The organism is Wolbachia endosymbiont (group A) of Pherbina coryleti (assembly GCF_964026875.1).
GTDB lineage: Bacteria > Pseudomonadota > Alphaproteobacteria > Rickettsiales > Anaplasmataceae > Wolbachia > Wolbachia pipientis.
Genome location: NZ_OZ034706.1, coordinates 1357418 through 1377843, shown reverse-complemented (window position 1 = coordinate 1377843; position 20426 = coordinate 1357418). Strand labels below are relative to the sequence as shown.

Annotated in this window: 18 protein-coding genes and 1 tRNA gene; 8 read left to right on the top strand and 11 right to left on the bottom strand. The window is 36.0% G+C overall.

What is annotated here, in order from left to right; all coding sequences use genetic code 11:
- Window positions 1-89 precede the first annotated feature (89 nt).
- Window positions 90-236, top strand: a complete 147-nt coding sequence (locus tag AAGD87_RS06875; protein WP_341817538.1) for a hypothetical protein — start codon at window positions 90-92, stop codon at window positions 234-236.
- On the top strand, window positions 226-390 hold the full coding sequence (locus AAGD87_RS07920) for an IS3 family transposase (RefSeq protein WP_264329637.1): 165 nt from the start codon (window positions 226-228) through the stop codon (window positions 388-390). Before AAGD87_RS06875 ends, AAGD87_RS07920 begins: the two co-directional genes overlap by 11 nt.
- 240 nt (window positions 391-630) lie before the next feature.
- Here the strand turns inward: AAGD87_RS07920 and AAGD87_RS06870 are convergent, their stop codons facing one another.
- The 3 genes from AAGD87_RS06870 to rpmE all read right to left on the bottom strand — a co-directional run bounded on the left by AAGD87_RS06870 (window position 631) and on the right by rpmE (window position 3118).
- Window positions 631-1998 carry a hypothetical protein gene (locus tag AAGD87_RS06870; RefSeq protein WP_341817537.1) on the bottom strand — a complete coding sequence of 456 codons (1368 nt, stop codon included), beginning with the start codon at window positions 1996-1998 and terminating at the stop codon, window positions 631-633.
- Window positions 1999-2081: 83 nt separating this feature from the next.
- On the bottom strand, window positions 2082-2876 hold the full coding sequence (locus AAGD87_RS06865; RefSeq protein WP_006280584.1) for an NAD kinase: 795 nt from the start codon (window positions 2874-2876) through the stop codon (window positions 2082-2084).
- 38 nt (window positions 2877-2914) lie between these two features.
- Entirely contained in the window at window positions 2915-3118 is a 204-nt protein-coding gene (gene rpmE, locus AAGD87_RS06860; protein ID WP_007548602.1) for a 50S ribosomal protein L31, read from the bottom strand.
- Between the two features lie 128 nt (window positions 3119-3246).
- Between rpmE and fabD the strand changes: the two genes are divergently transcribed.
- Window positions 3247-4227 (top strand): ACP S-malonyltransferase, encoded by a 981-nt coding sequence (gene fabD / locus AAGD87_RS06855; protein ID WP_155969147.1) that lies wholly within the window; start codon window positions 3247-3249, stop codon window positions 4225-4227.
- A 39-nt stretch (window positions 4228-4266) separates the two neighbouring features.
- On the opposite strand, the gene gpmI is transcribed toward fabD, so the two are convergent.
- From gpmI to AAGD87_RS06820, 7 genes are all read right to left on the bottom strand, one after another.
- The gene (gene gpmI, locus AAGD87_RS06850) at window positions 4267-5787 is read right to left on the bottom strand and encodes a 2,3-bisphosphoglycerate-independent phosphoglycerate mutase (RefSeq protein ID WP_264339077.1); all 1521 of its coding nucleotides are present in this window, start codon (window positions 5785-5787) and stop codon (window positions 4267-4269) included.
- Between the two features lie 33 nt (window positions 5788-5820).
- A tRNA-Asn gene (locus AAGD87_RS06845) sits at window positions 5821-5892 on the bottom strand.
- 116 nt (window positions 5893-6008) lie between these two features.
- A complete protein-coding gene (purH, locus tag AAGD87_RS06840; protein ID WP_264339078.1) occupies window positions 6009-7520 on the bottom strand; it encodes a bifunctional phosphoribosylaminoimidazolecarboxamide formyltransferase/IMP cyclohydrolase in 1512 nt (503 codons plus the stop codon).
- A gap of 80 nt (window positions 7521-7600) precedes the next feature.
- On the bottom strand, window positions 7601-8500 hold the full coding sequence (gene fmt, locus AAGD87_RS06835) for a methionyl-tRNA formyltransferase (RefSeq protein ID WP_341817536.1): 900 nt from the start codon (window positions 8498-8500) through the stop codon (window positions 7601-7603).
- Window positions 8501-8512: 12 nt separating this feature from the next.
- A complete protein-coding gene (gene rplT / locus AAGD87_RS06830) occupies window positions 8513-8878 on the bottom strand; it encodes a 50S ribosomal protein L20 (protein WP_064125369.1) in 366 nt (121 codons plus the stop codon).
- Between the two features lie 20 nt (window positions 8879-8898).
- Window positions 8899-9105, bottom strand: coding sequence for a 50S ribosomal protein L35 (gene rpmI / locus AAGD87_RS06825; protein ID WP_007548610.1), 207 nt, complete (start codon window positions 9103-9105; stop codon window positions 8899-8901).
- A 98-nt stretch (window positions 9106-9203) separates the two neighbouring features.
- Window positions 9204-9647, bottom strand: a complete 444-nt coding sequence (locus tag AAGD87_RS06820) for a PAS domain-containing protein (RefSeq protein ID WP_010962890.1) — start codon at window positions 9645-9647, stop codon at window positions 9204-9206.
- Between the two features lie 165 nt (window positions 9648-9812).
- Here AAGD87_RS06820 and alaS point away from each other — a divergent pair, with 165 nt between their 5' ends.
- Together alaS and AAGD87_RS06810 are read left to right on the top strand one after the other, a co-directional pair.
- Entirely contained in the window at window positions 9813-12446 is a 2634-nt protein-coding gene (gene alaS / locus AAGD87_RS06815) for an alanine--tRNA ligase (RefSeq protein ID WP_264339079.1), read from the top strand.
- 583 nt (window positions 12447-13029) lie between these two features.
- Window positions 13030-13206 (top strand): hypothetical protein, encoded by a 177-nt coding sequence (locus AAGD87_RS06810; protein WP_179945715.1) that lies wholly within the window; start codon window positions 13030-13032, stop codon window positions 13204-13206.
- A 301-nt stretch (window positions 13207-13507) separates the two neighbouring features.
- Here the strand turns inward: AAGD87_RS06810 and AAGD87_RS06805 are convergent, their stop codons facing one another.
- Window positions 13508-15043 carry a lysine--tRNA ligase gene (locus tag AAGD87_RS06805; RefSeq protein ID WP_264339080.1) on the bottom strand — a complete coding sequence of 512 codons (1536 nt, stop codon included), beginning with the start codon at window positions 15041-15043 and terminating at the stop codon, window positions 13508-13510.
- Window positions 15044-15151: 108 nt separating this feature from the next.
- Between AAGD87_RS06805 and AAGD87_RS06800 the strand changes: the two genes are divergently transcribed.
- From AAGD87_RS06800 to AAGD87_RS06790, 3 genes are read left to right on the top strand one after another with little or no spacing between them, the layout of a single operon-like run.
- Complete coding sequence (locus AAGD87_RS06800) at window positions 15152-15448, top strand: type IV secretion system protein VirB3 (RefSeq protein WP_007548615.1); 297 nt, start codon at window positions 15152-15154, stop codon at window positions 15446-15448.
- A gap of 9 nt (window positions 15449-15457) precedes the next feature.
- A complete protein-coding gene (locus tag AAGD87_RS06795) occupies window positions 15458-17863 on the top strand; it encodes a VirB4 family type IV secretion/conjugal transfer ATPase (RefSeq protein WP_341817804.1) in 2406 nt (801 codons plus the stop codon).
- Window positions 17856-20420 (top strand): type IV secretion system protein, encoded by a 2565-nt coding sequence (locus AAGD87_RS06790; RefSeq protein ID WP_213863603.1) that lies wholly within the window; start codon window positions 17856-17858, stop codon window positions 20418-20420. The genes AAGD87_RS06795 and AAGD87_RS06790 overlap by 8 nt, the downstream gene beginning before the upstream one ends.
- The last annotated feature ends 6 nt before the right edge of the window (window positions 20421-20426 follow it).

Sequence of the window (20426 nt, the reverse complement as noted above, 5' to 3'; positions counted from 1 at the left end):
GACTCTTTATTAATGGCCGTTAACAAGCGTAAACCTGCCAAAAATCTACTATTATAGCTCTTTTTACAATAATCCGAACAGACCGTAATATGCTACTGGCCTGCTATAGCCATAAACACATATCTTATCGCATTCGGACTATTATAAGAAAGGCTATACATAGTGATCAAGGTTCACAATATACTTCGCAAGGTTATCAATATCTCTTATCCATAAAAAACATAGATGAGTTATAAAGGTTGTTGTTACGACAATTCTGTTGTGGAAAGCTTCTTTAGCTCATTGAAAAGAGAAATACTTATTGATACTTCACAACACTCTGCTCAACAAACTAGAACTGCAATATTTGAATACATAGAAATTTTTTATAACAAACAACGTCACTATTAACTATTGCATTCCTGAGCATTTTGATTCATCATTCTCTTTGTGAAAAACATTCCAAACTTTCTCTCCACTTTTTCTGGGTAAGGTCAGTCAGCTACTTGGATGACAGGGGAGGGAGGTGCTACCCTGACAATCGTCATCCCGCTACGTGTTAGCGGGATCTAGAGATACCGCGAATGAATCGCGGTATGACGGTCTGCAGCGGTATGACGTAGGGCTGCACTAGCTATATCATGCATTTTATTAACCGACACTATAAACAATATCCTTACAATTATGAGATTGAACCACAACTTGCTCAAGCGTTAAGCTGCTGCGTTTAGCGTCTTTACTGTGATTTTCCCCAAGAACATTTGTTCTTTCTCGTTTTATTTCCTCAATGAATTTCCCATTAACATCTTTAGGATCAATCTCTTCTTCAGAATATATAAGGTTAGTGCAATTTGTTTTTCTATAATAATGCACGCCAAGACATATAATTGATAATGCAAGTATACCAGAACCTATAAGTAATGATAATCCTATGTTATTAGTCAAAGGGTTTTGGTAAAATTTTTGTACACCATTAACACCATGTGTTGCAAGTAGCCCTAGAGGAAACGCTATATTTGCAGCAACTACACCAGTAAATAATGCAGTAAATATTGGTCTGTCGTTAATTACTGATTTTATTTTATTAGTTCTAGTAATTACTTTTTCGTCAATGTTAGTGAAGCCTTGTTTAGCTTCCCAAGCATTAAGTACAAAATTTGAATGAGTGCCATTGCTATATTCCAGTCTTACAGATTTTATAGCTTTATCTTTTGGCTGGTGCTCCAACACCTCAGCTAAAATTTTATCCGCATCTTTTTTTTGAATGGAATGTTCTTCAGTATCTATAAATTGCCTTGTTGCAAAAAATATTGGACCAATTGCAAGCAATGCAGCAAGTGCGATAACTGGTATAGTGATATATTTTGGGCTGTTTGTAAAAAATGCAATAAATTTTGCTTTATCTTGTAAATATAATAAAGCTGCAGATATACTGAGTATAATAGCACTTGCACCAAAAATTATAAAACCCTTCTGCTGCATGGCATACTTTGCTCTTGGCAAGAATCTGTTTGTTTTTTTATTTTTTAAAATTGCATCGTCATTTATGTTAAATTTACTATTTGTAAGCAAAGACTTTTTAGAGCCATCTGCTGCGCTTGTGTATGATGGTAGTGAGCCAGTTGGAGGTATACTTGAGCTGTTAGTTCTTTGTAAATCTTCTAATATTTCACTATTCCAAGGTGGAATAAATACTGTCTCTTGAGAAGGTGATCTGCTTAGAGTTGAATTTTGTGGCACGTCAACATGAGTTTCTTCACCTTTTGTTTCTTCTAGGGAAGGAGGTGATACTTGAGTCTCAAGAGTTAACGGATCTCTTGAATTAGCATTGCTGTTTTTTTTCTCTTTAAATTCTTCCTCTAACAAAGCTTCTAAAGCTGTATTTTCATCATTTTTTTTCGGAGTACTTGTCCTAAGTGCTGGTATTGGTAAAATTCCTGGTGTTATCTCGCCATCTTCACTTATTGATGTGGAAGAAATTAATGTTACTGTTTGTTCTTCATTTACTGGTCCAGGCATATTCACTCCAAAATTAATTACTATGCTGCATTGATTACGCTATAGTTATTAAGATATAGTAAATACCAATTTACGGATAATTATTAGTATAGAAATTGTCTATCAAAGATTCTTTCATTCAGAGGGTAATCTTTGTCAAAAAGCAAAGTGATTGTGTTCTCATGGTCTTTTTGTATTTTTATCTGTGATATATCATGAAATTCTTTGTAATCTGATACTACAAGTGCTGGACGGTTTTTTGTGTCGTTAATGTCAATTTGTACGATTGTATCGTTTGATATTAACGCTCCATTCCAATGCCTTGGGTAATAGCTATTGATAGAGGTTAATGCAAGTAAATTTGAATTTAGCGGCAAGATTGGGCCACCGGCAGAGAAGTTATATGCAGTGCTACCTGTGGGAGTAGATAATATTACTCCGTCCCCTCTAAATTTTTCTACTTTTAGCTTATCATTAATAGTGATATTCATTTCTACTATTTGGTTTGCTTTTCTAAAAACATATACTTCGTTTACTGCTATGTAATGATATCTCTTGCCACTTGTGTCTGTTGCTTCCATTTTTAGCAAAGTTAACTGAGTTGAAGTTGCATGCTCTATATGATCAATTAAATCTTCACTGCAGCTAAAGCATTTATTCATCAAAAACCCAACATTGCCAGTGTTTATCCCATACACATGCATGTTTTTATTTTCTATGACGTAATTGTGCAAAGTGCGTAGCATAAAGCCATCACCGCCAACAACTATCAATAGATCGATTTCGGACTTATTTTCTTCTGTTATATTGATAAAATTAAGTTTCTTTAATAGTTTAGATACTTCCTGCGATTTTGGTGATGGAGAAGCAACATAGCCTATATTTTTGTATTTATGCATGCTTCAGTAAACTCTCTAAAACTTAAAGAGGAGGAGAATTAGAAAATGCTTCCATATTTATCGTTAAACTTAGCTAATTTGCTAGTTTTACTTGCTAACCCGCTTGTCAAACTTCCAGTCCATGCAGGGTGAGTAAGAGGATCTCTATCAAGTTTTACCCTATCTCCCTCCTTTCCATAAGTGGAACGAGTTTCAAACTCTTGACCGTCTGTCATAACTATAATAATTTTATGATAATTCATTGTTGTTTATAAACTTTTAGTCAGTTAACATTCTAGTGAACTTAATTCACTAAGTCAATCATTATTCTAAAATATTGACAAAAAATAAATAAAATCTTATACTTAATAAGGAATAAGTAATAATTATCATGATTTTCGCTTTCCCTGGTCAGGGCTCTCAGTTTGTAGGAATGGGAAAGAGCTTATATAGTGAGTTTTCCGTTGCAAGACAAGTATTTAATGAAGTAGATAGCATATTGGATAGAAAGCTGTCTCATTTAATCTTCAACGGTCCTATTGAAGAATTAACCATTACAGAAAACGCTCAGCCAGCTATAATGGCAGTATCAATTGCAATGCTACGTGTTATGGAGCATGTGTTTGGCAAATCTCTTTTCACTGATCACAATGTTAAATATGTTTGTGGGCATTCAGTTGGCGAATATACAGCGCTGTGTGCTGCAGGAGCGTTAACGCTTGAGTCTGCAATCAAGCTGCTGAAAGTTCGCAGCGAAGCAATGCATGAAGCTTCACTGAAATGTAAAGGCGGAATGGTTGCGTTGCTTGGAGCAGAGATAAATGAAGTGGAAGATATATTGAAATCAGTTCAAATTGACGGAATTTGTGAAATTGCAAACGATAACGGTGGCGGACAAGTGGTTATAAGTGGCACTAGAGAAGCTCTTGAAATGTTACCCGATTTATTCAAAAACTCGAGTGTGAGGAAACTAATTAAATTACAGGTTAGTGGGCCTTTTCATTCATCTCTTATGAAACCTGCTGATGAAAAAGTTTTGGAGTTTTTGAAGGGTATTAAAATAACCCGTCCTATAGTTCCTTTGATATCAAATGTTACAGCTAAAGAGGAGAGTGATCCCAAAGTTATAAAAACTTTACTCGCCAAGCAAGTTGTAAGCAGAGTGAAATGGAGAGAAATGGTTTTGTATATGTCAAGCCGTGGCATTAACAAATTTGTTGAAATTGGCCCTAATAAAGTTTTATCTAATTTGGTCAAAAGAATTGACCAATCTATCAGTACAAAAAATATAGATAGTATTGGTGATATTGACAGCTTCTTTAATGAATCATTAGTACTAACAGCGAAAAATTTAAAAGTTGGATTAAGTTAAAACACATCTATTTGATGTCATTCCGGTGCATAACGCTGCCTAGCTGGAATGACAGAGGGTAATGCAAGAAATCAACGAACTGCCTGTCATTTCGTTTGGTTTTTTAATTCCAAGTAGCTGTAAAATAGTAGGGGCAATGTCAGATAACCTTCCGTCTCTTAGTTTTAGATTATTGCAAGACACAATAAATGGCACTTTATTTAGAGTGTGTGCTGTATGAGGTGTATTATTTTCTTCATCGAACATACATTCCACATTACCATGGTCTGCAGTGACAATTAACGCGGTGTTGCTTGACTTTTTAACAGCACTCAGCACTTTTGCAAGACAATCATCTACAGCTAGCACAGCTTTCTCGGCTGCTTTTATATTACCTGTATGTCCTACCATATCAGGATTAGCGTAATTTACAACTATCAGTGCGAATTCTTGGGAGTGAATTTTTTCTACAAGCTTTTCTGTGAGCTCGAAGGCTGACATTTCGGGCTGCAAATCGTAAGTTTGAACTTTTGGTGAGGGAATGAGTATTCTTTCTTCACCAGAGAAAGGTTCTTCTTTTCCACAATTGAAAAAGAAAGTCACATGAGCGTATTTCTCGGTTTCGGCGATACGTAATTGTCGTAATTTATTGTCTTCTATTGTTTGTCCTAGAGTATCAGCGAAAGAAGTAGGAGGAAAAATATAAGGAATTTTGAGATCTTCTTTATACTTCATCATACTTAAAATTGAAGAGAATTTTGCTACCTTAGCGTAATCTGTTTTGCCAAGCAAAATACTTGCTAATTGTATCATTCGATCAGCACGAAAGTTAGCCAACAGCACTCCATCTTCTGGTTTTATACCTTGATAATCACCTATTACTGCGGGCCTGATAAACTCATCAGTTATGTTATTTTGATAGTTATTCTCAATTAACGATACTGCATTATCATGACAAGGTGCCTTTGCAAATGCGATAGCCTCATAAGCTTCGATTGTTCTCTTCCACCTGTTGTCACGGTCCATAGCATAGTAACGCCCAGAAACAGTAGCAATTCTTGTGTCATTTCCCTTTATACTCTTTGTAAATTCTTGAATGCATTTTTTTCCTGAATTTGGCAATGTGTCTCTGCCATCTAAAAATGCATGTATCACCACTTTTATTCCATGCTGTGATATTTTATTTGCTAAAGTTGAAATATGCTTTTGATGCGAATGAACACCGCCATCTGACACTAATCCCATTATATGGCATACTCCGTTCTTACTTTTTAGATTACTAATAAAACTTTGTAGATTTGCATTGTTTTCTATTGTTCCAATTTCTTGATTAATGCGCTGAAGGCTTTGCATTACTACTCTACCACTGCCAATATTCATGTGGCCAACTTCTGAATTACCTATTTGACCACCAGGTAACCCCACATCAGCTCCACAGGCGGATAAACTGCATTTTGGATAATTAGAGCTAATATATTGCCAACAGGGTGGATTTGCGTTGCTAATAGCATTGTATTTACTGCTTTCTACTCCATTTCCCCAGCCATCTAGTATACATAAAACGACTGATTTAATGTTCATACAAAATCAATACTAGAATTTCACAGAGAAGAGCTCCCCGAGCCGGATTCGAACCAGCGACCAATTGGTTAACAGCCAACTGCTCTACCACTGAGCTACCGAGGAATAAACTGGTTTCAATTTATCATATTGAGCGCTGATTGTAAATGGTTTTTGTATACAATTATGATCAAAACAATGTTAAATGCGCGAAAAAGTGTACATTGACATGAGATACAAGCCTAATGAAAAAAGCTACGAATGCCGGTGAAAAACATAGCAATTTTATTTTCATTTGCAGCTTTTATCACATCTTGATCTTTCAGCGAGCCACCGGGCTGAATTATAGCTGTAATTCCATGTTTTGCGCTTTCTACTATGCTATCTGGGAATGGAAAAAATGCATCTGAAGCAAGCACTGCACCTTTACATTTTTCACCTGCTTTTTTCACTGCAATGTTCACACTATCTATTCTGCTTGTTTGCCCTGCACCGATGCCAATAGCACAACCATCTTTTGCTATAACTATTGCGTTGGATTTCACATGCTTACATATTTTCCAGGCAAAAATAAGATCTTTTTTTTCTTTGTCTGTTGCAGTGCATTCTGTTACTTGTTCTGCTTTTATTGTGTGGTCATTATTTTCTTGCACCAAAAACCCACCAACAACATTTTTAGTTTGGTATTTCACATTTTGTTGAAAAGATTTATGAATAATCACTCTTAAATTTTTCTTTCTTTGTAAAATTTTTAGTGCCTCATTGTTTACCGATGGTGCTATCACTACTTCCAAAAATATCTCGTTTAATTTTTCTGCTAGCTTTAAATCTATCTCCCGGTTTAAGGCAACTATACCACCAAAACTGCTTACTTCATCGCACGATAGAGCTTTTTCATATGCCTCCAAAGCATTATTACCAATAGCAGCGCCACATGGGTTATTATGCTTGATTATCACTGCTGCAGGTTCTTCGAATTCAGAAGTTATGTTAAGTGCGGACTCTATATCTACTATATTATTATAACTCAACTCTTTTCCATGTATTTTTTCCAGCGGATATTTGGTGAATTGATTGCTATAAAATGCAGCTTTTTGATGAGGGTTTTCACCATACCTTAATTCTTGTGCTTTATGCCCATATAGTGCGAAAAACTCTGGTAACTCATTATTTTTACTCTGGGATAAAAACCAACTGTGAATATTAGAATCGTAGTGTGCAGTGAGAGCAAATGCTTTGGTTGCTAAGTGTTTTCTATATTCCAATGTTGTTTCATTGTTATTTTTTATCATCTCAGCTTTTAGTGCTTCGTAGTCTTGAATGCTAGAAATAACTGAAGTAAAACGAAAGTTTTTTGCTGCAGCTCTAATTAACGCCACTCCGCCGATATCAATTTGTTCTATAATTTGCTCTTCATTTGAGCCGCTACTTACTGTCTCCCAAAATGGGTATAGGTTAGTTATAAGCAGGTCTATTGGCTCAATACCTAGATCTTGCACTTCCTTTTTATGCTTTTCTCGATCATAAAGTATTCCTCCATGAATTTTAGGGTGTAAAGTTTTCACTCTACCACCCAGTATCTCTGGAAATTGTGTGTAATCTGAGACCTCTTGTGTTTTTATTCCTGCACTAGATAGCACTTTATAAGTATTGCCCGTTGAAAGAATTTCTATTTGTTGCTGCGTTAAAAACGATGCAAGATCAATTATATTCGTTTTATCGTATACTGATATTAAAGCTCTTTTTATTTTCATTTTTATATGGAAAGTTTTTTAAGATTATATCTAAGAAAAGGAAATTTAGCTATTACATTTCTACACTAATTTAAAGCAGTCTATTCTATAAATTTTTTTACCATGCTTGATTTCAAGCCACGAATAAAATCTTCAATACTGCAAGGATTTCTCCCTTCCATTTGTACAACTTTAGGAATTAAAGTGCCACCTTTTAAACTTATGTGCATATTATCGTTAACAATCTTACCTTGTTCTGAAGCGAGAGCTTCAAAGTCAGCATCAAGTATCCTGATACGTTTACTTTCTATCTTAATGAATGCTTTTGGGTAAAACGCTTTAACCTTTCTATAAGCAACTTCACAGGCATCACTTGCATAAATTTTATAGTCTTCCACTTTGTCAGCGTAACATGCATTGTTATCGTTCTGTTTTAAGGGAAGCTGTTTTTCAATTTCGTTTAGCACTTTCAGCAGTAAATCACTGCCTAGCTTAGATAATTTATCATGCAATGTCTTGTAATTATCGTTCTTTTCGATAAGAAATTTTTCCTGTTTTAAAATAGGGCCGGAATCTAATCCTTCATCCAATTGCATAATGCTAACCCCGGTTTCTTGATCTCCTGCTAAAATTGTGTGCTGTATCGGGGCTGCACTACGCCACCTTGGTAGTAATGAAGGATGAATATTAATACAACCATATTTTGGAATATTCAAAATTTCTCTTGGAAGTATCAACCCATACGCGGCTACAACTGCAACGTCTGGTTTGAAATTTCTAAATTTTTCTTGCTCTGCCGAAAACTTTAGAGAGATAGGAGTACATACCTCTATGTTACTTTCTTCAGCGATAACATGTACTGGAGATTTCGTTGGCTTCTGTCCACGCCCCGAAGGTTTTGGAGCCTTGGTGTATACTGCCACCACTTCGCTCTTTGATTTCAGTAACAAGCTCAGAGAATTAACAGCAAATCCTGGTGACCCCATGAAAATAATTCTCATGGTGTCTTTGCTTTAAGAATTCTCTGCTAATTTACCACTTACAGCTTCTACTAATTTGGCAAAATCATCCTTATAATTAACGGCCATCTCAGCAAGAATTTTTCTATTTAAATCAATGCCGGCAAGTGTAAGACCATGCATAAACCTACCATAAGTAAGCCCATGCTCTCTTGCTGCTGCATTAATACGTATTATCCATAAGCTACGGAAATCACGTTTACGGGTTCTTCTGTCTCTATAAGCATATTGCAGTGCTTTTTCAACTCTTTGTAATGCAATTCTATAACAACTTTTTGCGCGCCCTCTATAACCCTTTGCCAGTTTCAATATTTTTTTATGACGAGCGTGAGTAGTGACTCCACGTTTTACCCGAGCCATTTTATTTTACCTCCATTTTGTTAAATACCGTAAGGCATATGAAGCTTAACTATACGCGAGTCAGATTTACCAAGAATCGTTGTACCGCGCTGATTACGAATATTAGATTTACTTCTCTTTACCATGCCATGCCTTTTGCCTGACTGAGTAGAAATAACTTTACCCTTAGCTGTAAGGTGAAAGCGCTTTTTCACAGAAGATTTGGTTTTTAATTTTATTTTCTTCATATTCCAAATAAATTTACAAGCACTACTATTGAGTTCTTTAATAGTAATTAAGCATTAGTATAAATAATTTTATTAAAGAATCAAATTAAAATTGTATATTAAAGGAGTTTAAAAGTAATTACGCCCAATATGTGTGTTATACCTTCTTTATTCCCAAGTGGCAACAATACTTGCCTCATTTTAACACTTTCACTTTCTTCCTCTTCATTGATCGGGCATTTACTCTCTATTACAGTATCAAGTTTATCAATAACTGCATCTATTTTATATAGTCGCAAAAATGGTGCATCAATTGCATACTTATTATCAATGCGCGTCTTTTTCTCAAAACCATAGAATTCAACAGCCTTTTCTCCTGCATTTTCACAAATATAACCTTGATCCTTGACTTCAATGACAAAACAATGCTGCCATGATTCCATTATTTCTGCAGTGTCTATTTCATGCCTTTCTGGCCAATCTCTGTCTGATCCTTTTATGTCATTCCAGTGTTGAGTCACCACATTTGCTATTCTTTTTTCTTTGCCTACATAAATTTCCATTCCAATTTCCACATATAAAACACAGATATGAGGTAAATTTATCGTGAATATATTGATTTTTTCTTACCACAAGGTGCATGTCACTAGAAGTTCTGAGATCTAGAGAGTGGTATTGATTTTATTTCCATTACAACTTATTATTTATAGATAACCTCAATAAAAACGATGAAGCTAAACGAAATCAGAGAAAGATTTATAAAATTTTTTGTAAATAATGACCACGAGCAGGTTTCTTCTTCTCCTTTGATTCCAGAACATGACCCAACGCTCATGTTCACAAATGCTGGTATGGTGCAGTTTAAAAATATTTTTACTGGTGCTCAAAAAACTGAAATGAAACGTGCTGTCTCAAGTCAAAAGTGCCTAAGAGCAGGCGGTAAACACAATGATCTGGAAAATGTTGGCTATACAACTCGGCATCACACATTTTTTGAAATGCTCGGAAATTTTAGCTTCGGTGATTACTTTAAGGAAACTGCGATAGAATTTGCGTGGGAATTTATCACTAAAGAGTTATCTCTTGATAAAAACAGACTATCCATAACCGTCTACCATACTGATGATGAGGCGTACGAGATTTGGCGTAAGATAAGTGGCTTTTCAAGTGATAAAATCATAAGAATTACAACGGATGATAACTTTTGGAGTATGGGAAGCACTGGTCCGTGCGGTCCATGTTCTGAAATTTTTTATGACCATGGGAGTCCTAATTTACAAGAGGGCGATAGAATTGTTGAAATCTGGAATCTGGTATTCATGGAGTTTAACAAAGATGAAGAAGGTAATTTACACAAATTGCCAAAAAAATGCATCGATACTGGAATGGGCCTTGAAAGAATAGCGGCTGTTATGCAAAACGTCCATGATAACTATGATATTGATCTATTTTCTGCTCTGATAAGTAAATCACAAGAGTACTGTGGAAGAACGGAAAATAAAATAGCGCATAAGATCATAGCAGATCATCTTCGCGCGGCTGCATTTCTCATCGCAGAAGGAGTGCTTCCTGGAAATGAGGGCAGGAATTACGTATTACGCAGATTAATTAGGAGAGCCACACGTTATATTCACCTGCTTGGATATAATGATTCCCTACTCCATCGTATTTTTCCAGTGTTGATAGATAGCACGAGTTCGGCTTATATGGGAGCTGAATTAGTCAGAGCTAAAAGCTTAATAGAAACGACGTTAAAATCAGAGGAAGAAAACTTTAAAGACACTTTGATGAAAGGTATCAATCTCCTGGAGAAATTCACTACAGATTTAAAATCGGGCGATACTTTGCCTGGAGAATCAGCGTTTAAGCTATATGACACCTACGGATTTCCTTTGGATATTACACTTGATATTTTAAAAGAGAAAAAAATAAATTTTGACCAGAAGGGTTTTGATGATGCAATGGGAGAACAAAAAGAGAGAGCACGTGCTAAATGGGCTGGATCTGGTGAAAAATCTGTTGAGCAAGTATGGTTTGATTTGATCAATAAATTTGGCAAAACAAAATTTGTTGGTTATGAGTTCAATGAAGTAAGTGATGCGAAAATACTAGCTATAGTTTCCTCTAAAAATGAAGTAATTGATTCTGCAAAGGAGGGAGAAAAGATAACCATTATACTTGATAAAACACCTTTTTATGGCGAGTCAGGTGGACAAGTGGGAGATACTGGCAGTCTGATCAAATCTGATAGAAGTATTATTATAGTCGAGAATACCAATAAGGTTAATGACCTATATTTGCACAGATGCATAGTTAAGTTCGGTTCAATTTGTAAAGGTAACACAGTTGCAGCAAGCATTGACAAGGAAAGAAGGCAAACCTTAAGAAGAAATCATTCAGCTACACATCTTCTGCACTTTACACTCAGAAAAATTCTAGGTGATCATGTCACTCAAAAAGGTTCCCTAGTTGCACCAGATAGACTGAGATTCGACTTCAGCCATAACACTCAAATGACTCAAGATCAGTTGTTTTGGGTAGAGGATATGGTAAACTCTCTAATCAGAGAAAATCTTTCCGCATCTACAAAAATTCAAAGCATGAATCAGGCAATAGACGAAGGAGCTATGGCGTTATTCGGCGAAAAATATAGCGATCAAGTAAGAGTAGTGAAGATTGGAGATTCAAGGGAACTGTGTGGTGGCACGCACGTTGAACATACTGGAGAAATCGGTTTATTTAAGATAGTAACAGAGAGTTCTGTTGCTTTTGGAGTGAGGAGAATTGAAGCTTTAACTGGTCAGGAAGCAATCAATTATGTACGTGATAATGAAATTAACTTAAAAAAAGTTGCAGAATTCGTAAAAGCGCCAGTGAGTGAAATAACAAGCAGATTAAGTATTTTAAGTCAAGAACACAAAAAATCCGAAACCAAAATAAAAAACCTATATAAAAAGCTTGTGAGTGCAGAGAATATAAAAAGCACCGAAATAAATGGAATAAATTTTATAAGCCACACTTTCACTGATATTCCAGCAAATGTAATAAGAGAGTTTGTTTTGCAGCAACAAAAACCAAAAACGATAATAGCTTTCACGGCAACAGAAAAAGATAAAACAGTCTTGATTATTAAAGTAAGTAAAGACTTAATCAATAAGATTAGCGCAAAAGAACTAATATCCATAGCAGTTGAAAAGAACTGTGGTGGGAATGCTGAATTTGCACAAACAGGCTGTGATAGCAATAAAATAGATGATGCCATTACAGCCATTTATAGCAAAATAGCAGCTTCTAAGCACTCTACGTCATACCACCACGAACCGTCATACCGCCGCGGCGCTAACAAGCAGCGGGATACTTAACCATCGTCTACACCGTCATACCGCGATTCATTCGCGGTATCTCTTAGCCGCTAACAAGAGATCCCGCTAACAAGCAGCGGGATAACGAATTACTATGCCGCCGCGAACCGTCATACCGTTGCAAACCGTCATACCGCGATTCATTCGCGGTATCTCTTAGCGTAGATCCCGCTAACAGGTAGCGGGATGACGGTTGTCAGGCTAGCTGTCATCCAAGTAGCTCGACTACTTGGATCCAGGAAAAAGAATGGTGTCATGAAAGTAGCTGACACTGATTCCTTTATGATGGTGTCATCCCAGTGCCCAGACACTGGGATCCAGGAAACTTAATTGCAAGTAATGCATTGGATTTGGTGAGTATGGGTTTTGCGTTATAGAATGAAGCACTTTTGGTGAATTTATAAAGAAAGCTGGATCCCAATGTCAAGCACTGGGATGACAAGGTATAAACCTTATCGTCATGCCGCCGCGAACCGTCATACCGCGATTCATTCGCGGTATCTCAGCCGCTAACAAGAGATCCCGCTAACAAGTAGCGGGATGACGGTTGTCGTTCAGCCACAAACATTAAGAAATTTACCAAATGAAAAAAAAGGCAAAAGAAGCCCCGTGGTTATTATCCGCTTTAAAATATTGGCGTTTTTTATGTTTTAAACGCTTGACAAGCGAAATTCAGCTGCTTTTAATTGCAACTAACTTACGCTGCAAACGTTTAAGAAATTTACTAAGCAGAAAAAAAGACAAAGAATCCCCGAGTTAGCTAGTCTTTTACTATCTCTGTCGAGTATTGGCATTTTTTGATGTCTTGTAACGCTTTATAAGCGCGTTCAGCTTATTTAGATAAAAATCTAGATGTAGATGAAGTTTTGTAAAGACATACAGTATCTATATACTGCAAAAAATTGAACATAAGACGCCGATACATTAAGTAATCCTTACCTTTTAATCTGCAGATTGGCGAAAGCAAATACAATAGCTTCAGTTTCATGATAAGGGGGCTAGCGGAGTTTGTCAAGGAATTCTTATTAAAACTAAAGAGCTCAAATGAAAGGAGGTAAACTCTAAAGTATACATTTAGTAGCGCTTTCTATGAGAGAAATCGTATTACCTATTCCGTAAAGCTTTATGAAAGATCCCATTCTTGGACCGGTTTTTTGGCCAAGTAACGTTTCATATAATAGCTGAAACCAGTCACGTAAGTTGGTGTAATCATATTTTTTTCCAATAGAAAATACCTGAGATTGAATTTCTTCAGCAGTAGCAGTTGTAGATAGAGAATGTAAAGTGTCCTTCAAATCTAGTAACGCTGCTTTTTCTTTTTCATTTGGAGTTTTATATGATTTTGTTGGCTTGATAAAATCGTGATAATACTTTACTGCAAAGTCTGAAAGTCTATCAAGCATTTTATTATTTTCTGGTGTAACGTTTGGTGCATAAGAGGATATAAAACCCCATAGGATCTCTTTGTTTTCAGCATTACAAGCTGCTGCTAGGTTTAAAAGTAGTGAGAAATTTATGCCTGAAGTTTCTATACTGGGAACATTGCCCTGGTGAATGTGCCAAGCAGGATTATTTATATCCTTTTCTTTGTTCTCATGATAACGCTTTACAAATTCTAAATATTCATCAGTTGATTTTGGTATCACATCAAAATATAAACGTTTAGCTTTTTTAGGACTCTGAAAAATGTACAATGCTAAGCTCTCTGTTGGTGCGTAAGTTAGCCACTCTTCAATTGAAATGCCATTTCCTTTTGATTTTGATATTTTCTTTCCTTCTTTATCAAGAAAAAGCTCGTAGCAAAACAGAAGTGGTGGCTTTTCTCCAAGTATTTCACATATTTGACTTGAAAGCACAGCAGATGGAGTTAAATCTTTTCCGTGAGCTTCGTAATTTACTCCAAATGCGGCCCACCTCATTCCCCAATCAGGTTTCCATTGCAGTTTACATTTTCCTTTTGTCACTGGAACTTCTATTTTTTCCCCGTTTGGGTCTTCATATGTGATTGTTCCTTTCTCTGTATTTGTTTCAATTACTGGAACTTGTAAAACTTGAGAAGTTTTTGGGCATATTGGCAAGAATGGACTATAAGTCTGCTGCCTTTCTTCCCGAAATGATGGAAGCATTACGTCCATCACTTTATCATAATTTTTCAGCAGTAGTAAAAGTTTTTCATCGTAAACGCCAGATTTATAACACTCTGTTGCACTCCTGAACTCGTATTCAAATTCAAACAAATCAAGAAATTTACACAACAATGAATTCATGTGATGACCATAACTCTGATGAGTGCCAAATGGATCAGGTATCATAGTCAATGGTTTATTTAAGTGCTCTCTTAGCATCTCTTGATTTGGCACATTATCTGGTATTTTTCGCAAACCATCCATATCATCTGAAATTGCAATGATTTTGGTTTTTATACCAGGAGCTATTTTTTTTAATGCATTTACAACAACTGTAGTGCGGAAAACCTCTCCAAAGGTTCCTATGTGGGGTAAACCAGAGGGTCCATAACCAGTTTCAAATATTATTTCTTTTTTATTAGGAAACTCTTGCAATACTTTTTCTGCTTCTTGAAATGGCCAATTTGTCATTATCGGGATTAAATAATGTATCTTAACTTAAAGTGCTACTAGTTTCAATGGATTTTTAATATAATGATATAGTATTAGTGTTAGAGCTATTATTAGAAGGTTAAAGATATGTCCACAGGTAGTATACAAACAGATCAATTATTTAAAGGTCTTACAAGACCTGCAATGCTCTTTGGTGTGAGTTATATGTTTGCAATATTAAACGTCCTGATTTGCATGCTAATTTTCATTAATTCAAATGATTTAAGAGTGATTCTCTTAATGTTACCAGGTATACATGGACTTGGTTATATAGCTTCTGCAAAAGAACCGTTGTTTATTGAATTATTTATGGTAAAATTGGGAAAGTGCTCGAAATGTTTAAATCGTTTTTACCATGGAGCCAATTCTTATGATATTGCTTAACGTTGTGTGATGCTGAGGTTTAGGGCTATTCAATCAAAGAATAAATCTACTCTGAACAGGGAAGTTCACGCTGCTGAATTTATTCCTTATTCTTGCTATTGGAATAGCACAACCTTGATGACAAAAGAAAATTGGTTGGTTAAGGTTATAAAATTAAGTGGTTTTGCATTTGAAACTGCCGATGACGAGGATTTAGTCATACAGAACAACATCAGGAATCAGATGCTAAGAAGCATTTCATCTCCGGCATTTAGTTTGTATTTTCATACTATCAGACGTAAGAAAAATATTTTTTCTGATGAATTTGCAAGTCAAGGTTTGCCGAATTTTTTCGCTAATCACGTAAATCTAAAATGGAGAGAAAAACACGCAACAAGGCAATCATTTATTAATGACCTATACATTACGATTATCCGTAGAGCGGACACAAAAGGAGTAGAATTTTTGTCACATCTACTAAAAAAATTCGGACATGTAACTTCAAAACATGCTTGGGAAAGTGATATACGTGCCACGTATGAAGATTTAGAGGAAACGACAAATCGTGTAGTGACAAGCCTTAGAAATTATTCGCCTAAAATTCTTGGAGTAAAAGAAACTCCAGATGGTTTGTTCTGCGAAATAATGGAGTTTCTATCTAGAATCGTAAATTGTGGCTTCGTTACAAATACGCTTTTTCCGCTAAGAACTGAAATATCAAGATACTTACCAGTACATAGGTTATTCTTTGGCCTTAAGATGATACAGGTTGTGACTCATAATGAGAGTAAATATGCTGGAATAATTAGTATCAAAGAATATGGAAATCATACTTCTGCAGGAATGCTTGATTCGTTTTTACAACTTCCTTACGAGTTTATAATTACGCAATCTTTTCAATTTATAAACAGGCAAATGGCGATTGGAAAAATGCAGATACAGCAAAATCGAATGATACAGTCTGCAGATAAAGCTATTTCTCAAATAGCAGAAATTTCTCAAGCGCTTGATGACGCAATGAGTGGTAAGATTGCGTTTGGTCAACATCACCTGACTATTTTATGTATAGAAAAAAGTCCTAAATCATTGGATAACGCTCTGTCGTTGGTAGAATCAGAGCTTTCTAATTGCGGTGTTTACCCTATACGTGAGAGAGTTAACCTTGAACCAGCATTTTGGGCGCAAATTCCTGGTAATTTCGATTATATAGTGAGAAAAGCTACAATAAGTAGTCTTAATTTGGCTGGATTTGCATCTCAACATAATTATCCTACTGGTAATAAATTCAATAACCACTGGGGAGATGCCGTTACAGTTTTTGACACGACATCTGGTACTCCATTTTTTTTCAACTTTCATATAAGGGATGTTGGACACACTATGATAATTGGCCCAACTGGTGCTGGTAAAACTGTTTTAATGAATTTCCTGTGTGCCCAAGCGATGAAGTTTTCTCCAAGGATATTCTTTTTTGATAAAGATCGCGGTGCAGAGATTTTCTTAAGAGCACTTAGTGGTATCTATACTGTAATAGAACCAAGAACTAAAACAAATTTTAATCCTTTACAACTTGATGATACCTCTGATAATAGAACATTTTTAATGGAGTGGATAAAGTCTTTAATTTCGGTATATAATGATAAATTTACTTCAGAAGATATTGCACGAATTAATGATGCAATTGAAGGAAATTTTAAATTAAGAAAAGAAGACAGATTCTTGAGAAACCTCGTACCGTTTTTAGGGCTTGCAGGTCCTGATACTCTAGCTGGGGCAATATCTATGTGGCATGATAATGGTTCTCATGCTGCAATATTTGACAATAAAGAAGATTTGCTAGATTTTTCACGAGCAAGAGTATTTGGTTTTGAGATGGCTAGCTTGCTCAAAGATCCTGTTGCTCTTGGACCGGTCTTGATTTATTTATTTCATAGGATTAGTATATCTCTTGATGGCACTCCATCTATTATCGTTCTTGATGAGGCATGGGCGTTAATAGATAATCCAGTTTTTGCACCCAAGATAAAAGACTGGTTGAAGGTACTGAGAAAACTAAATGCTTTTGTGATTTTTGCTACTCAGAGTGTTGAGGATGCAAGTAAAAGTACTATTAGCGATACGCTTGTACAACAAACAGCGACACAGATTTTTTTACCAAATCTGAAAGCTACTAGTGTCTATCGGGATGTTTTTATGTTAACTGAACGTGAATATATATTAATTAAGCACACAGATCCGAGTACTAGATTCTTTTTGGTGAAACAAGGAGTCAATGCTGTAGTAGCTAGAATAGACTTAAAAGGCCTGGATGATATAATCAACGTATTATCCGGACGTGCAGAAAGTGTTCTATTGTTACACGATATATTAAATGAAGTTGGGGACAACCCAAAAGTATGGTTGCCTATATTTTATCAGAAGGTAAAAAATGTTTAAGACTAAGCTGTCATTGCTATTAATTGCGATATTTTTACTAAATATAGACTTTTTACTCTCATATCCAGTGCTTGCAGATGGAGTAAGTGGTACTGACAAGACAGAATTTGTTAGCAGATTTAATTCCACTGGCAGTTTTAGTCGTGCCTCTAATCCTGATTGTGGAGCGTTTAAAACAGCTGCAGCACTTGCTGGAATAGCGATTGCTGTTGGCGCAATATTTACTGGCATTGTTTTGATCGTTTCTTCTGCTGGTTTGTTTACCGCTCTTGTTATTGTTGGAATGATAGCTGCAATTGTTGGAGTCTGGAAAGCGATAGGAGGGCTTGTTGTTTGTGAACATAGTTTTGTTAAACACCCAGTTGCACGTGATCATGATGGAAAATACAAAAATTTTAAATTAGAAGACACAGGTTATAGTGGCTGCACCAATGAAAATTACCAAACAGAAGAGGAATATTTTTCTTGTTTGCAAAATAAAGCTCGGGAAGACGTGAACAAAAAAGATTATGACGGGAAAAGAGCAGAAAAAGAAGCCTTAAATTCTAACGTTCAGGAGAGTACAGAGAGTTATTACTGGCCAAAAAATGGTGTGCAATACAGTGAATATATAGAAGTATGTCATCGAAACCCTTTAACTTTTGGTAATCTTTTTAATAAGGTAGACTTTAATTCCAGAGGAAAACCTGGATACATAGACTTTGATGTCAGGGAGAAAGACACTGGATACGTAGATGGGTCATGGTCCTCGAAGGTTGATGGTGGTCTGGAATGTAGAGTTCTCAAAGCAGGACAGAGCGAACCCATACATGGAGCTACATTCAAAGCAGTGAGAAAAACGGGCAGATTATGTGTGGAGTTAGCCAGTGTTAGCATGCTTGGTATCGAAATGACTCCTTGGCCGCAAGGGGTTGATATGGGGTGCACGGAATTGCCACCTGACCCACTTGCTCCTATGTGTGAAAAATCTGTGATGATATTCAAAAATAAAGATGGTACAGGAGAGGAAAAAGTTCCTATTGGTAATAATGATGACTATAAAACTATTATCAGATCTAAAGAAAAAAGACTCAACGGACAAGGGGGGAAAATTTTTGTAGGTTATGATAATGCTGGCTGTTTTAGCTCGTATGTTTCTGAAGCTTGTTATAACCAGGCAGGGAGTAAATCATTAGCTCCTATTCCCGTAACTTCTATGATAGTGCAATGCATTAAGGAATCGTTAGATAATTTAGTTGCAGGTAAAGGTGCACCAAATGGTGAGAGTTTTATATCTGTAGCACAGAAAAGGCTGAAAAACACTGTAACTGCTGTTTTAGTTTTAGCTTTAATACTGTTCTCTATAAAAGCCATGTCTGGTGGAGTTCAGAGGCCTCAAGAAATGTATATGTTGATCATAAAATTCGCTTTAGTGATTTACTTCACAACAGGCAGTACCATGTCTCATTATTATGGAGAATTAACTCGTCTCTCAAATGGTTTGTCAGAGATAGTGCTAAAAGCATCATCTGAAAGTAAAGGCATATGTAATTATAAAGCAGGTACAGATTATGAATATACTCGTGCAGGAAAGAGGGTATCTTACAGTTATCTTGCACCTTGGGATAGGCTTGATTGTAGAATTTTATTTTATTTAGGTGCCCCTTTAGATGGAATTGGTGGCAAAATTGGTACTGGAGGTGTTGCAACGTTAGCAGTCTTGCTTGGTGCTGCTCCTGTCTTATTAGTTGCAGGTTCGGTAATCGGTATTATTTTTGCTGGTGGACAAATTTTAGTAGCTCTTGTCTGTATATTTATGGCCGTTCTGATGATGATGGTTATTTTGTGGCTGTGCTATGTATTTATTTTATCTCTAGTTGCTTTAAGTGTAATCATCATTTTATCACCTTTGTTCATTCCTATGGTTTTATTCCAACACACCAAAGGATATTTTGAAGGCTGGGTGAAAGAGTTGATTACCTATAGCTTATACCCGGTTATCCTTTTTGCGTTTTTGTCCTTTATGTTCATAGCATGTGATAAAATCTATTTTAAAAATTTAAATTTTGAACTGGACGAGTCATATAAAAATGAACAACCGGACAAGTCATATGAAAAGAAACAAGCAGAAATCTCATATAGTAAGAAAAAACAGTGGTTTAAATTGAAAGATGGGGAATGTGATAAAAATGAAACTACTCTTGCATGTATGATGCAAAATTATAGCTTTAAAAAGAGCAGCATACTTGGTCTATTCGACTTTACATACATGGAGTTTGGCAGCTCTCTCATCGGAGAATTATTAAAATTGTGTTTAGTATTATTCCTCTTTTACCACTTTTTAAACATTCTTCCTGGCATGGCTGCTGAACTTGCTGGTAACCATAGAGCAGCACTTGGCTCAGGTCAGACACCTGGACAAATGGTGGGCAAAGCTTTATCTGCTGCCAAAGCTGCTGCTGGGGGTGTTGCTGGAGTTGCTGGTGCTGCTGCTAAGAAGTTGAGTGGTGGAGACAAGAGTAAATCTCGAGGTTCTGGTTCTAGTAGCTCCGAGAGTGTTAACAAAAGCACTGAATGAGTTGGA

What these genes read in the sequence shown, in the direction of transcription:
- purH (WP_264339078.1), bottom strand. Translation starts at nt 7,520, where the DNA reads ATGAAAATAAAAAGAGCTTTAATATCAGTATACGATAAAACGAATATA.
- fmt (WP_341817536.1), bottom strand. Translation starts at nt 8,500, where the DNA reads ATGAGAATTATTTTCATGGGGTCACCAGGATTTGCTGTTAATTCTCTG.
- AAGD87_RS06820 (WP_010962890.1), bottom strand. Translation starts at nt 9,647, where the DNA reads ATGGAAATTTATGTAGGCAAAGAAAAAAGAATAGCAAATGTGGTGACT.
- AAGD87_RS06805 (WP_264339080.1), bottom strand. Translation starts at nt 15,043, where the DNA reads ATGACAAATTGGCCATTTCAAGAAGCAGAAAAAGTATTGCAAGAGTTT.
- AAGD87_RS06865 (WP_006280584.1), bottom strand. Translation starts at nt 2,876, where the DNA reads ATGCATAAATACAAAAATATAGGCTATGTTGCTTCTCCATCACCAAAA.
- gpmI (WP_264339077.1), bottom strand. Translation starts at nt 5,787, where the DNA reads ATGAACATTAAATCAGTCGTTTTATGTATACTAGATGGCTGGGGAAAT.
- rpmI (WP_007548610.1), bottom strand. Translation starts at nt 9,105, where the DNA reads ATGAAGAAAATAAAATTAAAAACCAAATCTTCTGTGAAAAAGCGCTTT.
- rpmE (WP_007548602.1), bottom strand. Translation starts at nt 3,118, where the DNA reads ATGAATTATCATAAAATTATTATAGTTATGACAGACGGTCAAGAGTTT.
- AAGD87_RS06810 (WP_179945715.1), top strand. Translation starts at nt 13,030, where the DNA reads ATGAAAAAAAAGGCAAAAGAAGCCCCGTGGTTATTATCCGCTTTAAAA.
- AAGD87_RS06800 (WP_007548615.1), top strand. Translation starts at nt 15,152, where the DNA reads ATGTCCACAGGTAGTATACAAACAGATCAATTATTTAAAGGTCTTACA.
- alaS (WP_264339079.1), top strand. Translation starts at nt 9,813, where the DNA reads ATGAAGCTAAACGAAATCAGAGAAAGATTTATAAAATTTTTTGTAAAT.
- AAGD87_RS07920 (WP_264329637.1), top strand. Translation starts at nt 226, where the DNA reads ATGAGTTATAAAGGTTGTTGTTACGACAATTCTGTTGTGGAAAGCTTC.
- AAGD87_RS06790 (WP_213863603.1), top strand. Translation starts at nt 17,856, where the DNA reads ATGTTTAAGACTAAGCTGTCATTGCTATTAATTGCGATATTTTTACTA.
- AAGD87_RS06875 (WP_341817538.1), top strand. Translation starts at nt 90, where the DNA reads ATGCTACTGGCCTGCTATAGCCATAAACACATATCTTATCGCATTCGG.
- AAGD87_RS06795 (WP_341817804.1), top strand. Translation starts at nt 15,458, where the DNA reads ATGCTGAGGTTTAGGGCTATTCAATCAAAGAATAAATCTACTCTGAAC.
- rplT (WP_064125369.1), bottom strand. Translation starts at nt 8,878, where the DNA reads ATGGCTCGGGTAAAACGTGGAGTCACTACTCACGCTCGTCATAAAAAA.
- fabD (WP_155969147.1), top strand. Translation starts at nt 3,247, where the DNA reads ATGATTTTCGCTTTCCCTGGTCAGGGCTCTCAGTTTGTAGGAATGGGA.
- AAGD87_RS06870 (WP_341817537.1), bottom strand. Translation starts at nt 1,998, where the DNA reads ATGCCTGGACCAGTAAATGAAGAACAAACAGTAACATTAATTTCTTCC.